The organism is Aeromonas sp. R1-1 (assembly GCF_040908495.1).
GTDB classification, from domain to species: Bacteria; Pseudomonadota; Gammaproteobacteria; order Enterobacterales; family Aeromonadaceae; genus Aeromonas; species Aeromonas veronii.
This window is the reverse complement of sequence record NZ_JBFODV010000158.1, coordinates 13,496-27,352: the sequence shown is the minus strand read 5'-3', so window position 1 is coordinate 27,352 and position 13,857 is coordinate 13,496. Positions and strand designations below refer to the sequence as shown.

Sequence of the window (13,857 nt, the reverse complement as noted above, 5' to 3'; positions counted from 1 at the left end):
ATCCATTAGTCAGCCTCTAACCGATTGTGAGCGGTCATTGTGGCCAATCCGTGTTACCCATCTGGCTGATCTGGATCAGACCCGCGCGGCTGCCCATCAGCTGCTGGCCCGCGGCGTCAAGCTGGTGCTGGTCAAGCATCTCGGTCGTGCGGCGCAGGACTCCAGCCGCTTCGAGATGCTGCTGGCAACGCCGCAAGGGGATTATCTGATTGCCCGTCCGCTCTATGACTTTGCCCGCCAGCCGGTGGGGGTGGGCGATCTTATCAGCGCCCTGATGCTGGCCAATTTGCTGGCTGGTCACGATGCGGTCAGCGCGTTCGAGCGCACCAACGCCTCGGTGGATGCGGTGCTGCAGGAGACCTGGCGCCAGCAGGCTTACGAGCTGCAACTCATCGCCGCGCAAGATGCCTTCGCCCTGCCAGAGGTTGCAGTGCGAGCGGTGAAACTGCCCTGATACTGCGCTGACTTTCGTCTATCCCGACAAGGGGATGCAGATGAAAAAGGCTTGCCAATGGGCAAGCCTTTTGACTGTTTGCACTGTTTAGTGCGGCAAGCAATCAGATGCGGGGATGGCGGAGGCGATAACGCTCAGCCATGGCATTGGCCGCTACCATGGCGGCGTAGACATCCTGTTCACTCACTGTCATCGGCATGTTGCCCATGGTATCGAGGGGATCGCAGGCCAGCTGCGCCACCTTGCGCCACTCACTTTCATCAAAGTGGGTGAGCCCCAGCTCTTGCAGCGTCATGGGCAGACCTGCACAGTCGATGATGCGAAACACCTCATCCAGTTCATGTTGCGGGGCGCGCTCAAGCACGAGCTGGGTCAGCAGGCCGAAGACCACCTTCTCGCCATGCTGGGCACGATGGAGCTCCGCGATCAGTGACATGCCGTTGTTGACGGCATGAGCGGCGGCCAGTCCACCGGCTTCGGCGCCGACCCCGCTGAGGTAGATGGTGGCCTCGATAACCTGCTCCAGCGCCGGGGTCGAGACATGGTGGCGTATCGCATCCATGGCTAGCTCGATGTTTTCACCAAGCAGCTCGTAACAGAGCTTTGCCAGACCAAGGCCAGTGCGTGAAGGACGCTTGCCGACCAGATTGAGCCCGTCCGCCCGATAGCAGGCGCGCGCCTCGAAATAGGTGGCCAGGGCATCGCCGACGCCTGCGGAAAAGAAGCGGGGAGGGGCGGCGGCAATGATGGCCGTGTCAGCCAGCACCACGTCCGGATTTTGCGGCAGGAACAGATAGCGTTCAAATTCACCCGCCTGGTTGTAGATCACCGCCAGCGCCGTACAGGGGGCATCCGTAGAGGCAATCGTCGGGAACAGCACAACCGGACGGCGCAGATAGAAGGCCACGGCCTTGGCGACATCCAGCGTCTTGCCGCCGCCGATCCCGACAATCACGTTCGCACCATATTGCTCTGCAAGGTGGGTCAGGCGGTGGATCTCCTGTTCGGTGCATTCATAGCGAAACTTGTCGACCACTCCCCTGAGGCCTGCCTGCAGGAGCCCCGCCAAAGCTTCTTCCCGTACTCGCTCCAGAATGAACTCATCGCTGATGAGCAACGCATAGTCACCAAAATCTTTAACGTGTTCATGGAGTTGTGGGAGAAGGTGCTGACCGACGATGAACTTTTTGGGGGAGGTAACTGTACGGGGCAAAGTGGGCATCCATTATTCCTCAAGGCAGTGAACAACATAGATTTGATTATCAAATGGGTCTCTCACGATACGCCTGATGAGGCAATAGATGAAGCAGAAAAGGGGGGTGTTTTAATCATTAATTAATCTTTCTGTTTATTTGGTTGTATTTTGGGGCGAGCGATTGGCGGTGTTGAGGCATACAGGAGCAATGGCTCTATCGTGGCAATCCGTCGCAAGCCATATTGCTGCAACAAACAGTCACACGGGCAACAAGCAAGGCCGCTTGGTGCGGCCCTGCTGTATGTGGATAAGAGATAGGGGATGGTCAGAGCGGTTTATAGAAGATGACGGTTGCAGCAAGAGTGTCATCGGCGTTGCATGCGCTTTGGTATGTCGCTGCACTATAAACATTCCACAATGTCCATCTGACATCCTTGTCGTTGCGCTGTTATGTGGCTGATTGCCACCGTTGGTTCATATGAGGTGGATATGTATGCTCGCCGCGAGTACGACTTGTCAGCGGATCAACCCCTGCTCAACCAGCCAGACAAACAGCAGGCGGGAGACGGGGGAGAGCTCATCGAGGTGAGAGCTGTCGAGCCAGCGCAGCTCGGCAATTTCGGCCGATGCGATCGGGGTGCCGCTCGCTTCGCCGGTGTAGCAGCGCAGTCTCACCTCGACACCTGCCGGTTTGCCATCGGCCTGAGCGTTGAATTCGCAGGCAAAGCGCAGGGTGTCGGGTTGCAGGGTGACAGCCAGCTCCTCCTCAATCTCGCGGATCAGCGCCGCCTCGTCGCTCTCGCCCGGTTCCCGCTTGCCGCCCGGGATGTAATAGATGCCCTTGCCGTGGGAGCGGGCGCAGAGCAGTTGCTGATCTTTAAAGGTGAGCCAGGCGAGTTTGTCGATCATCTGTTTTCTCTCCAATGGGGTTGCCGTGATGAGCAGTGGCGCACTCAAACGCACAGTTGTTTTGCATGCCGGCAGCCTAACAAAGATGAAGTTGAGTCCCAAGGAGAAAGAGGGGAGATGCCGGAAACGCACTGTTTCCAGCGCGGTGACCGCGTAGCTGAATGAGTGCGCAATGGCTGGTTCACCACAGCCTTCTCGTCCCTAAAAAAGCGCACTGGCGCACATCACGACAGGGCCGGACTGGGCGAAGGCGGGGTCCTTGTGGTTTAATCTTGCCACTTTAGCGGTAGTAGGCGACGAGCCTGCTACCTTGCGTTGGCAAGATGCAGGTGAGCAAGATGCAGATAGCAGCAGAGAGCAAGTTTATCGGACTCGGGGTCGCGGGCAATTTCGCCGGTCATCTGGAGCAGGCGGGTGAAGCGTCGGACTTCGTAGCGGTCGTGGTGCGCGATACCACGGCGCCCAAGGCGCTGTTCCCCTTCTTCGTGCCGGGCCATCCGGGTCAGCTTGGGGTATTCCCGTTGAGCGACAAGGCGATCTTCCTGCCGGAAGCGGCGGTCAGTGGTGACGAGAAGGTGCAGATCGAGCCGGAAGTAGCCCTCTGGTGCGAGCTGGAGTATGCCGGCAAGCAGGTGGTGGCGATCCATCCCCGCGCCTTTGGTGCCTATAACGATTGTTCCATCCGCCGTCCCAACGCCAAGAAAATCAGCGAGAAGAAGAACTGGGGCGAAGAGAGCAAGGGGTTGGCAGCCAACCTGCTGCCGCTTTCCGGTTTTACCGCCGGTTGCGAGCTCGATGACTATCGCATCGCCTGCTATCTGGAGCGGGACGGTGAGCTGCACGCCTACGGGGTAGATAGCGCCGCCATCGACTACAGCTACTTCCACGGCAAGCTGCTCGACTGGGCCATCGACAAGTTCAATCATCAGCAGGATGAGGGGCCGGCGGAGTACATTCAGGGGCTGCTGGCGCAGGCGGGGCATCCTCCCCACGCGCTCATCAGTATCGGCGCCACCCGTTATACCCCATTTGGCGAGACCCACTTCCTCAAGCCTGGCGACACCTCCTGTGTGGTGGTCTATCCGGGCAGCCGTTATAGCGAAGCGGATATTCGTGAAGCGATCCGCAGCCGCAACTTTGGCGCTGATATGTCGGTGCTGCTGCAAGCGGTGCAGGCGCGCTAATCAGATTGGCCCGCGGGGAGGCCACAGCCATCCTGCGGGCTGCAACAAAGAGTCATTGATGAAGATTGATACTGTAACGCGGGCCGATTATCCGGCCCTGATCGAGCTGTGGGAGGCCTCGGTGCGGGCGACCCACCACTTCCTGCCCGAGGCCGAGATCCTCGCGCTCAAACCGCTTATTCTGGAGCACTACTTCGATGCGGTGACACTGCACTGTGCCCGCACAGAAGAGGGGCACATTACGGGTTTTAGCGGGGTACACGAGGGCAAGCTGGAGATGCTGTTTGTGGCTCCCGAGGCACGCGGCAGTGGCGTGGGGCGTTTGCTGGTGGCACATGCCATCACGCAGGGCGGCGCGACGCTGGTTGACGTCAACGAGCAGAACGAACAGGCGGTGGGCTTTTATCTGAAGATGGGATTCACCGTGACGGGTCGTTCGCCGCTGGATGGTCAGGGCAAGCCCTATCCGCTGCTGCATATGGCGCTGGCGCCGACCTGATCGTGCCTGATGAGGCGCAGTACCCATAAACCAACGGGGGATGGCATCAGCCATCCCCCGTTTTTTTGATCGTGTTTGTTACTTGCTGGCGACCTTGTTCACCACCTGGATCAGCTGATAGCGCACGGAGGGAGCATCGGCCGGCACATCGGTGAGCTGCTCCTTGCTGACAGTGAGCTGGTAGCGATAGCCAGGCTCGAACTGGAAACCTTCAATATTTTGGTAGAACAGCGTCCAGGGCTGCTGCTCATCACTGCGAACCTGCATGCACTGCATTGGGCCAACTCCGACGCAATCGACCAACTGGCTGTTGATATAGAGGGTCTCCCCCTGTGACGAGGTGGGGGTGCTCTGGCAGGCGGTCAGCAGCAAGGCTGCGCTGATAAACAGTGGTTTCATAATGGACTCCTTAACGCGAAAGGGGGCATTAGAGCGGCAAACAAAAAGGCGGTCAATGACCGCCTTTGTAACAAACCATATCAGCGCAGTGGTTAGCGCTGCTCGAGTGGAGTGAACTCGCGCAGCGGGTGGCCTACGTAGAGCTGGCGTGGGCGACCAATCTTGCTGTCCGGGTCTGAGTGGAACTCGTTCCAGTGGGCAATCCAGCCGATGGTGCGGGAGATGGCGAAGATCACGGTGAACATGCTCATCGGGATGCCGATCGCCTTCATGATGATACCGGAGTAGAAGTCTACGTTCGGGTAGAGTTTCTTCTCGACGAAGTAGGGGTCGGAGAGCGCAATACGTTCCAGCTCCATGGCCACGTCCAGCAGCGGATCCTTGATCTGCAGCTCGGTCAGTACTTCGTGGCAGGTTTCGCGCATCACGGTGGCACGGGGGTCGTGGTTCTTGTAGACGCGGTGACCGAAGCCCATCAGACGGAACGGATCATTCTTGTCCTTGGCCTTGGCGATGTACTCGGGGATGCGATCCACCGAGCCAATATCTTCCAGCATGCGCAGGCAGGCTTCGTTGGCACCACCGTGGGCCGGTCCCCACAGGGAGGCGATCCCCGCGGCGATACAGGCGAACGGGTTGGCACCGGAGGAACCAGCCAGACGAACGGTGGAGGTGGAGGCGTTCTGCTCGTGATCCGCATGGAGGGTAAAGATTCGATCCATGGCGCGTTCAACGATGGGGTTGACCTTGTACTCTTCGGTCGGCACGCCAAACATCATGTGCAGGAAGTTACCGGCATAGGAGAGGGCGTTACGCGGCTGCATGAACGGCTGGCCGATGGAGTACTTGTAACACATGGCTGCCAGAGTCGGCATCTTGGAGAGCAGACGGAAGGCACAGATCTCGCGATGCTGCTCGTTATTGATGTCGAGGGCATCGTGATAGAAGGCGGAGAGGGCGCTGACTACACCGCACATGATGGCCATGGGGTGGGAGTCACGACGGAAGCCGCGGAAGAAGAAGGCGATCTGCTCGTGCACCATGGTGTGGCGGGTGACCAGGCGTTCGAATTCGGCATATTGGGCCTTGGTCGGCGCTTCGCCGTACAGCAGGATATAGCAGACTTCCAGATAGGTGGCCTGGGTGGCCAACTGGGCGATGGGGTAACCACGGTGCAGCAAGACACCCTGATCCCCGTCAATGTAGGTAATGGCAGATTTGCAAGAACCGGTGGCCATAAAACCGGGGTCAAAGGTGAAATACCCCTGTGATCCCAATTTTCTGACATCGATAACATCCGGGCCGATGGTGCCGGAGAGGATCGGCAGTTCGACCGGATCTTTTCCGGGCAGGTGTAGGGTGGCTATCTTATCAGCCATAGCACGTCTCCTTTGCTCTTTATAATTTGGTTCCAGTCCTACTCTATTACGACTTTTATGACGCTGGCAAAGGTTGTTACCCATACCGAAGTGGCTGGAGCGCCTTATTTGAAACAGAGTTCCTTATCAATGTCAATTTTGCTGAAACCCCATTAATGGCATTAATGAAATGTTAAATTAAATATGCGATCGAGTTTGCGGTTTTGTGTTTTCTTTGTAGCTAATTGATTGTCTTCGGTTAAGGCCGCCGATATACTGCGCCACGTGGGTCATGGCTGCGGGTGTTTGAAACGCTTTGGCAAAGCCTGATGTGAAACCGAAAACTCGCGTTTTGGCTTTTTCAGAGTGTTTTGGTAACAAAAAACCAACAATCACCATTCCGTGCCCTCAAGTGTGAGTTAAAACAATAACTAACGTGCTCAATGGAGCTGAGTGGGCAAGCGTGAAAAACAAACAGAGACCGGTCAACCTCGACCTACAGACGATCAGCTTTCCTGTCACTGCCATTGCATCCATCCTGCACCGTGTTTCAGGGGTCATTACCTTTGTTGCACTGGGCATCTTGCTGTGGATGCTTGGTACTTCACTCGCCTCTCCCGAAGGGTTTGAAACCGTGGTTGCCATCATGGACAACTTCCTGGTCAAACTCGTGCTGTGGGGGATCCTGACTGCGCTGGCATACCACATTGTGGGCGGCTTGCGTCATCTGGTCATGGATATGGGCTATTGGGAAGAGCTGGAATCCGGCAATCAGAGCGCCCGCGTGGCCTTCGTGATCACCGCGATCCTGGCTGTATTGGCGGGAGTGCTTGTATGGTAACCAATTCTGCAACCTTCGGGCGCAGCGGCGTTCACGATTACATCCTGATCCGCGCCACCGCCCTCATCATGACCTGTTATGTCCTCTATCTGGTGGGATTTGTCGCGTTCAATGACATCACCTACGAGGTGTGGGCAGGCTTCTTCGCCAAAACATTCACCAAGGTATTCACCCTGTTGACCCTGCTCTGCGTACTGATCCACGCCTGGATTGGTCTGTGGCAGGTGCTGACTGACTATATCAAGCCGGTAGGGCTGCGCGGGGCGCTGCAATTTGCCCTGGTCGTGGTGCTGTTTGTCTATCTGATGACGGGTTTCGTCGTGCTGTGGGGTGTGTAAGGTGACTATTCCAACTCGTGAATTTGATGCTGTGGTGATTGGTGCCGGTGGTGCCGGTATGCGCGCCGCGCTGCAGATTGCCCAGTCCGGCAAGAGCTGCGCTCTGTTGTCCAAGGTTTTTCCAACCCGTTCTCACACTGTCTCCGCCCAGGGCGGGATCACGGTTGCGCTGGGCAATGCCCACGATGACAACTGGCAGTGGCATATGTATGACACGGTAAAAGGTTCCGATTACATCGGTGATCAGGAAGCCATCGAGTACATGTGCAAAACCGGTCCCGAGGCTATCTATGAGCTGGAGAACATGGGGCTGCCCTTCTCCCGTTTCGATAACGGGTCTGTCTACCAGCGTCCGTTTGGTGGTCAGTCCAAGAATTTCGGTGGCGAGCAGGCTGCTCGTACCGCAGCGGCCGCCGACCGTACCGGTCACGCCCTGCTGCACACCCTCTATCAGCAGAACGTCAAGAACAAGACCACCGTCTTCTCCGAGTGGTATGCGCTGGATCTGGTGAAAAACCAGGATGGCCACGTGGTGGGTTGTACCGCCATCGATATGGAGAGCGGTGAAGTGGTCTACTTCAAGGCCAAGGCCACCGTGCTGGCGACTGGCGGTGCCGGTCGTATCTACCAGTCCACCACCAATGCCCACATCAATACAGGTGACGGTGTCGGTATGGCGCTGCGTGCCGGCGTCGGCGTGCAGGACATGGAAATGTGGCAGTTCCACCCGACCGGCATCGCCGGGGCAGGGGTGCTGGTAACTGAGGGCTGTCGTGGTGAAGGCGGCTATCTGCTCAATAAAGATGGCGAGCGCTTCATGGAGCGTTACGCGCCAAACGCCAAGGACTTGGCCGGTCGCGACGTGGTGGCCCGCTCCATCATGATCGAGATCCGTGAAGGCCGTGGCTGCGATGGTCCCTGGGGCCCGCACATCAAGCTGAAGCTGGATCACCTCGGCAAAGAGGTGCTGGAATCCCGTCTGCCGGGGATCTGCGAACTCTCCCGTACCTTCGCCCACGTGGATCCGGTCAAAGAGCCGATCCCGATCATCCCGACCTGCCACTACATGATGGGCGGCGTGCCGACCAACGTGAATGGCCAGTGCCTGACCCAGGACAAGAACGGCAACGATGTACCGGTGGTCGGTCTGTTTGCGGTGGGCGAGATTGCCTGCGTCTCCGTGCACGGCGCCAACCGTCTGGGTGGCAACTCCCTGCTGGATCTGGTGGTCTTCGGCCGCGCTGCTGGCATGCATCTGGTCAACACTCTGGGCGAGATGGAGCACGGTTGTGATGCTTCCGAGTCGGATCTGGATGCCGCACTGGCCCGCTTCAACCGCTGGGAAAATTGCCGTGACGGGGAAGACCCGGTGCAGATCCGCAAAGACCTGCAGCGCTGCATGCAGAACAACTTCTCCGTATTCCGTGAAGGTGCGGCGATGGCAGAGGGGCTGGCCGAGCTCAAGGTTATCCGCGAACGCCTCAAGTCAGCCCGTCTGGATGACACCTCCAAAGAGTTCAACACCCAGCGCATCGAGTGCCTGGAGCTGGACAACCTGATGGAGACGGCGTTTGCCACGGCGGTTGCCGCCAACTTCCGTACCGAGAGTCGCGGCGCTCACTGCCGCTTCGACTTCCCGGATCGCGACGATGAGAACTGGCTGTGCCACAGCCTCTATCATCCGGACACCGAGTCCATGACCCGTCGCGCTGTCAACATGTCACCCAAGACCCGTGAGGCGTTCCCGCCCAAGGTCCGGACTTACTGATTGCGGAGCCAGCCCTATGAACGTCACATTCTCTGTCTACAGATACAATCCGGATGTTGATAACGTCCCCCATATGAAGGAATATCGTCTTGATATTCCTGAAGGTTCCGACATGATGGTGCTCGACGCACTGATCCAGTTGAAAGAGCTGGATCCCACGCTCGCCTTCCGCCGCTCTTGCCGCGAAGGGGTCTGTGGATCAGACGGTCTCAACATGAATGGCAAGAACGGTCTTGCATGTATCACCCCGCTCTCCGACCTGCTGAAGAAGGGCAATAACGTCGTTATCCGCCCCTTGCCCGGCCTGCCGGTGATCCGTGATCTGGTGATCGACATGACCCAGTTCTACACCCAGTGGGAGAAGGTCAAACCCTTCCTCATCAATGATGACAAGTTGCCGCCGGTGCGTGAGCACCTGCAATCCCCCGAAGAGCGCGCCAAGCTTGACGGCCTGTACGAGTGCATTCTCTGTGCCTGCTGCTCCACTTCGTGCCCCTCCTTCTGGTGGAATCCCGACAAGTTCATCGGTCCGGCTGGGCTGCTCGCCGCCTACCGTTGGCTGGCTGACAGCCGCGACACCGCGACCACCGAACGACTGGGGAATCTGGACGACGCCTTCAGCGTGTTCCGCTGCCATGGCATCATGAACTGCGTGAACGTCTGTCCGAAAGGCTTGAACCCGACCAAGGCGATTGGCCAGATCAAGTCGATGTTGCTCAATCGGGCTGTTTAGTATCAGGGCCGGCCAGGTGCTGGCCCGACCTCTGGATAGCCATCCCACTCGTGGCAGGATGGCTATTTGACCCCTACAAGCTGCGCAGCAGTAACAAGAAGTACAAGGGATAGAAATGCATAACGGCGTGATGAAGGCCTGGTTGGAGTCATCTCACCTGGCTGGTGCGAATGCAAGCTATATTGAGGATTTGTACGAATCCTTCCTGGAAAATCCTGACTCCGTGTCCGACGAGTGGCGCAGCCTGTTTAGCGAGCTGCCCCAGGTCAATGGCCATGCGGTTGAACAACCCCACTCCCAGGTCCGCGATTATTTCCGTCGTCTGGCCAAGGATCCCTCTCGCTACAGTGCCCCCGTCTCCGATCCGCAAGTGGATGCCAAGCAGGTGCGGGTATTGCAGCTGATCAACGCCTTCCGTTTCCGTGGTCACCAGAATGCCAATCTGGACCCGCTGGGCCTGTGGCAGCGTGAAACCGTTGCCGAACTGGACCCTGCGTTCCACAACCTGCAGGGCGCAGACATGGAGGCCACCTTCAATGTGGGCTCCTACGCCATCGGTCGCGAGACCATGGTGCTCTCCGACCTCTACGCCTCGCTGAAGAAGACCTATTGCGGCTCCATCGGCGCCGACTACATGCACCTCACCTCCACGGAAGAGAAGCGCTGGCTGCAACAGCGTCTCGAATCCATTGAAGGGAAGGGGAGCTACACCCTCGAAGAGAAGACCCGTTTCCTCGAGAGCCTGACCGCTGCCGAAGGGCTGGAGAAATATCTGGGCGCCAAGTTCCCGGGAGCCAAGCGCTTCTCGCTGGAAGGTGGCGACGCCATGATCCCCATGCTCAAGGAGCTGATCCGTCGCGCCGGTGAGCAGGGCTGCAAAGAGGCCGTTATCGGTATGGCCCACCGCGGTCGTCTCAACGTGCTGATCAACGTGCTGGGTAAACGGGCGCAGGACCTGTTCGACGAGTTTGCCGGCAAGCATGGCGAATCCTGGGGCACCGGTGATGTGAAGTACCACATGGGCTTCTCCTCCGACTTCGCCACCCCGGGTGGCAACGTCCACCTTGCGCTGGCGTTCAACCCCTCTCACCTCGAGATCGTCAACCCTGTGGTCATCGGCTCGGTCCGTGCCCGTATGGATCGTCGCGGTGACAAGGATGGCTCCAGCGTTTTGCCCATCACCATTCACGGTGACTCGGCCATGGCCGGTCAGGGCGTGGTGGCCGAGACCTTCAACATGTCCCAGACCCGTGCCTATGGTGTCGGCGGGACGGTGCGCATCGTCATCAACAACCAGGTGGGTTTCACCACCTCCTATATCCGTGACCTGCGCTCCACCGAATATTGCACCGACATCGCCAAGGCGGTGCAGGCGCCGGTGCTGCACGTCAACGGGGATGATCCGGAGGCTGTGGTGCTGGTGACCCAGATTGCCTTGGATTACCGCAACACCTTCAAACGCGACGTGGTGATCGAGCTGGTCTGCTACCGTCGTCACGGTCATAACGAAGCGGATGAGCCGAGTGCAACCCAGCCGCTGATGTACCAGAAGATCAAGCAGCACCCGACCCCGCGCAAGATCTACGCCGATCAGCTGGTGGCCGAGGGGAGCCTCGCCCAGGAGCGGGCGACCGAACTGGTCAACGAGTATCGCGAAGCGCTGGATCGCGGCGAGCGGGTAAGTAAGGAGTGGCGGCCGATGGAGCTGCACTCCGTCGACTGGACCCCTTATCTGGGCCACGACTGGAACATGGCCTATGAGAGTGCCGTGCCGATGGATCACCTCAAGAGCCTCGGCGAGCGGGTGAGCCAGTATCCGGCCACCCACGTGCTGCAGCGTCAGGTCGAGAAGATTTACGAAGACCGCCGTCTGATGGCCGCTGGCGAGAAGCTGGTGGATTGGGGCTTTGCCGAGACCCTGGCCTACGCCACTCTGGTGGACAAGGGGTCCCGTATCCGCTTTACCGGTGAAGACTCCGGCCGTGGCACCTTCTTCCACCGTCACGCCGTGCTGCACAGCCAGACCGATGCCAGCACCTACACCCCGCTGTGCAACCTGCACGACGAGCAAGGCCCGTTCGAGGTGTATGACTCGGTACTGACCGAGAACGCGGTACTGGCCTTTGAATATGGCTACGCCAGCGCCGAGCCGGCCGGCCTCACCATTTGGGAAGCCCAGTTCGGTGACTTCGCCAACTGCGCTCAGGTGGTGGTCGACCAGTTCCTCTCCTCCGGTGAGCAGAAGTGGGGCCGGATGTGCGGCCTGACCATGCTGCTGCCGCACGGTTACGAGGGGCAGGGACCGGAGCACTCCTCCGCCCGTCTGGAGCGTTATCTGCAGATGTGTGCCCAGCACAACATGCAGGTGTGCGTGCCCTCTACCCCGGCGCAGGTATTCCATATGCTGCGCCGTCAGGTAGTGCGCCCGATGCGCCGTCCGCTGATCGTCATGACGCCCAAATCCCTGCTGCGCCATCCGCTGGCGGTGAGCAAGCTTGAAGAGCTGGCGGAAGGTACCTTCCAGAACGCCATCGGCGAGATCGATGCGCTGGATCCGAAAGCGGTCAAGCGCGTGGTCTTCTGCTCCGGCAAGGTCTACTACGACCTGCTCGATGCCCGTCGCAAGGCTGAGCAGCAAGATGTGGCACTGGTGCGAATTGAGCAGCTCTACCCCTTCCCGGAAGAGGAAGTGCGCGCCATTCTGGCCGATTACAGCCACGTCACCGACTTTGTCTGGTGTCAGGAAGAGCCGCAGAACCAGGGCGCCTGGTACTGCACCCGTCACAACTACGATGAGGTGCTGCCGACCGGAGCCACCCTGCGTTATGCCGGTCGTCCGGCGTCCGCCTCACCGGCGGTTGGTTACATGTCCGTCCACGCCAAGCAGCAGAAAGCCTTGGTGGAAGATGCCCTTACTCTGGCCTAAGCCCTGAACAAGAAGTAACAAGGAACTGATTAGATGACTATCGAGATCAAGGTACCGGACCTGCCGGAATCAGTGGCGGATGCCACCATTGCCACCTGGCACAAGAAGCCGGGTGATCTGGTTGCCCGTGATGAAGTGCTGGTCGACATCGAAACCGACAAGGTCGTGCTGGAAGTGCCGGCACCGCAAGCTGGCGTGCTGGGCGACATCCTGCAGGCAGAAGGGGCAACCGTCCTCTCCCGCCAGCTGATCGCCACCATCAAGGCGGCTGCCGTAGCCGGTGAAGAGACCAAAGAGAAGCCGGCCGAAGCGGTTGCCGATGATGGCGCCGATGGCCTGAGCCCCTCCGTGCGTCGCCTGATTGGCGAGCATGACATCGACGTTGCCAAGCTGACCGGTACCGGCAAGGGCGGTCGCATCACCAAGGATGATGTGGAAGCCTACATCAAGGCGCTGAGCAAGCCTGCCGCTGTTGCTCCGGTTGCTGCCGCTCAGGCCGCGCCGGTTGCCGCACTGGCCGGTCGCAGCGAGAAGCGGGTGCCGATGACCCGTCTGCGCAAGCGCATTGCCGAGCGTCTGCTGGAAGCGAAAAACACCACCGCCATGCTGACCACCTTCAACGAGGTCAACATGAAGCCCATCATGGATCTGCGCAAGCAGTACGGCGAGATCTTCGAGAAGAAGCACGGCATCAAGCTCGGCTTTATGTCCTTCTACGTGAAGGCGGTGGTGGAGTCCCTCAAGCGCTATCCGGAAGTGAACGCGGCGCTCGATGGCGATGACGTGGTTTACCACAACTACTTCGACGTCAGCATCGCCGTCTCTACCCCCCGTGGTCTGGTGACGCCGGTGCTGCGCGACTGCGACAACATGAGCCTGGCGGACATCGAGAAGGCCATCAAGGATCTGGCGGGCAAGGGCCGTGACGGCAAGTTGACTGTGGATGAACTGACTGGCGGCAACTTCACCATCACCAACGGTGGCGTGTTCGGCTCCCTGATGTCTACCCCGATCATCAACCCGCCCCAGAGCGCCATTCTGGGCATGCACAAGATCCAGGATCGCCCGATGGCCGTTGACGGCAAGGTCGAGATCCTGCCGATGATGTATCTGGCGCTCTCCTACGATCACCGTCTCATCGACGGACGCGAATCGGTAGGCTTCCTGGTCTCCGTCAAGGAGCTGCTGGAAGACCCGACCCGTCTGTTGCTGGACGTCTAAGCCTGTGGCACCCGGGCAAGGGGGTTGCGTCC

Annotated in this window: 12 protein-coding genes and 1 pseudogene; 9 read left to right on the top strand and 4 right to left on the bottom strand. The window is 59.0% G+C overall.

Features of this window, described 5'->3' with window-relative positions:
- Nucleotides 1-454: pseudogene (locus AB5Y92_RS09160) on the top strand (hypothetical protein); the annotation flags it as partial.
- A gap of 103 nt (nucleotides 455-557) precedes the next feature.
- Here AB5Y92_RS09160 and AB5Y92_RS09155 read toward each other — a convergent pair.
- Complete coding sequence (locus tag AB5Y92_RS09155; protein WP_368226561.1) at nucleotides 558-1,676, bottom strand: glycerol dehydrogenase; 1,119 nt, start codon at nucleotides 1,674-1,676, stop codon at nucleotides 558-560.
- 489 nt (nucleotides 1,677-2,165) lie between these two features.
- A complete protein-coding gene (locus AB5Y92_RS09150) occupies nucleotides 2,166-2,558 on the bottom strand; it encodes an NUDIX domain-containing protein (protein WP_075115100.1) in 393 nt (130 codons plus the stop codon).
- Nucleotides 2,559-2,896: 338 nt separating this feature from the next.
- On the opposite strand from AB5Y92_RS09150, the gene AB5Y92_RS09145 reads away from it, so the two are divergent.
- Nucleotides 2,897-3,742 (top strand): DUF5718 family protein, encoded by an 846-nt coding sequence (locus tag AB5Y92_RS09145; RefSeq protein WP_368226559.1) that lies wholly within the window; start codon nucleotides 2,897-2,899, stop codon nucleotides 3,740-3,742.
- A gap of 58 nt (nucleotides 3,743-3,800) precedes the next feature.
- A complete protein-coding gene (locus tag AB5Y92_RS09140; protein ID WP_257124797.1) occupies nucleotides 3,801-4,241 on the top strand; it encodes an acetyltransferase in 441 nt (146 codons plus the stop codon).
- Between the two features lie 78 nt (nucleotides 4,242-4,319).
- Here AB5Y92_RS09140 and AB5Y92_RS09135 read toward each other — a convergent pair whose 3' ends face one another.
- On the bottom strand, nucleotides 4,320-4,640 hold the full coding sequence (locus tag AB5Y92_RS09135) for a DUF4377 domain-containing protein (RefSeq protein WP_368226557.1): 321 nt from the start codon (nucleotides 4,638-4,640) through the stop codon (nucleotides 4,320-4,322).
- Between the two features lie 92 nt (nucleotides 4,641-4,732).
- Entirely contained in the window at nucleotides 4,733-6,019 is a 1,287-nt protein-coding gene (locus tag AB5Y92_RS09130) for a citrate synthase (RefSeq protein WP_368226555.1), read from the bottom strand.
- Between the two features lie 442 nt (nucleotides 6,020-6,461).
- Between AB5Y92_RS09130 and sdhC the strand changes: the two genes are divergently transcribed.
- From sdhC to odhB, 6 genes are all read left to right on the top strand, one after another.
- Nucleotides 6,462-6,839 carry a succinate dehydrogenase cytochrome b556 subunit gene (gene sdhC / locus AB5Y92_RS09125; protein ID WP_005333571.1) on the top strand — a complete coding sequence of 126 codons (378 nt, stop codon included), beginning with the start codon at nucleotides 6,462-6,464 and terminating at the stop codon, nucleotides 6,837-6,839.
- Nucleotides 6,833-7,177: a succinate dehydrogenase, hydrophobic membrane anchor protein gene (gene sdhD / locus AB5Y92_RS09120; protein ID WP_005333558.1), complete on the top strand. Its 345-nt coding sequence runs from the start codon at nucleotides 6,833-6,835 to the stop codon at nucleotides 7,175-7,177. Before sdhC ends, sdhD begins: the two co-directional genes overlap by 7 nt.
- Before the next feature lies 1 nt (nucleotide 7,178).
- Nucleotides 7,179-8,945 (top strand): succinate dehydrogenase flavoprotein subunit, encoded by a 1,767-nt coding sequence (sdhA, locus tag AB5Y92_RS09115; protein WP_199427444.1) that lies wholly within the window; start codon nucleotides 7,179-7,181, stop codon nucleotides 8,943-8,945.
- A 16-nt stretch (nucleotides 8,946-8,961) separates the two neighbouring features.
- Nucleotides 8,962-9,678, top strand: a complete 717-nt coding sequence (locus AB5Y92_RS09110; RefSeq protein WP_005333549.1) for a succinate dehydrogenase iron-sulfur subunit — start codon at nucleotides 8,962-8,964, stop codon at nucleotides 9,676-9,678.
- A 115-nt stretch (nucleotides 9,679-9,793) separates the two neighbouring features.
- Nucleotides 9,794-12,604, top strand: coding sequence for a 2-oxoglutarate dehydrogenase E1 component (sucA, locus tag AB5Y92_RS09105; RefSeq protein WP_368226553.1), 2,811 nt, complete (start codon nucleotides 9,794-9,796; stop codon nucleotides 12,602-12,604).
- Nucleotides 12,605-12,637: 33 nt separating this feature from the next.
- The gene (gene odhB / locus AB5Y92_RS09100) at nucleotides 12,638-13,825 is read left to right on the top strand and encodes a 2-oxoglutarate dehydrogenase complex dihydrolipoyllysine-residue succinyltransferase (RefSeq protein ID WP_245097638.1); all 1,188 of its coding nucleotides are present in this window, start codon (nucleotides 12,638-12,640) and stop codon (nucleotides 13,823-13,825) included.
- Nucleotides 13,826-13,857 lie beyond the last annotated feature (32 nt).

Coding starts and splice junctions, on each gene's coding strand:
- AB5Y92_RS09155 (WP_368226561.1), bottom strand. CDS start 1,676: ATGCCCACTTTGCCCCGTACAGTTACCTCCCCCAAAAAGTTCATCGTC.
- AB5Y92_RS09150 (WP_075115100.1), bottom strand. CDS start 2,558: ATGATCGACAAACTCGCCTGGCTCACCTTTAAAGATCAGCAACTGCTC.
- AB5Y92_RS09145 (WP_368226559.1), top strand. CDS start 2,897: ATGCAGATAGCAGCAGAGAGCAAGTTTATCGGACTCGGGGTCGCGGGC.
- AB5Y92_RS09140 (WP_257124797.1), top strand. CDS start 3,801: ATGAAGATTGATACTGTAACGCGGGCCGATTATCCGGCCCTGATCGAG.
- AB5Y92_RS09135 (WP_368226557.1), bottom strand. CDS start 4,640: ATGAAACCACTGTTTATCAGCGCAGCCTTGCTGCTGACCGCCTGCCAG.
- AB5Y92_RS09130 (WP_368226555.1), bottom strand. CDS start 6,019: ATGGCTGATAAGATAGCCACCCTACACCTGCCCGGAAAAGATCCGGTC.
- sdhD (WP_005333558.1), top strand. CDS start 6,833: ATGGTAACCAATTCTGCAACCTTCGGGCGCAGCGGCGTTCACGATTAC.
- AB5Y92_RS09110 (WP_005333549.1), top strand. CDS start 8,962: ATGAACGTCACATTCTCTGTCTACAGATACAATCCGGATGTTGATAAC.
- sucA (WP_368226553.1), top strand. CDS start 9,794: ATGCATAACGGCGTGATGAAGGCCTGGTTGGAGTCATCTCACCTGGCT.
- odhB (WP_245097638.1), top strand. CDS start 12,638: ATGACTATCGAGATCAAGGTACCGGACCTGCCGGAATCAGTGGCGGAT.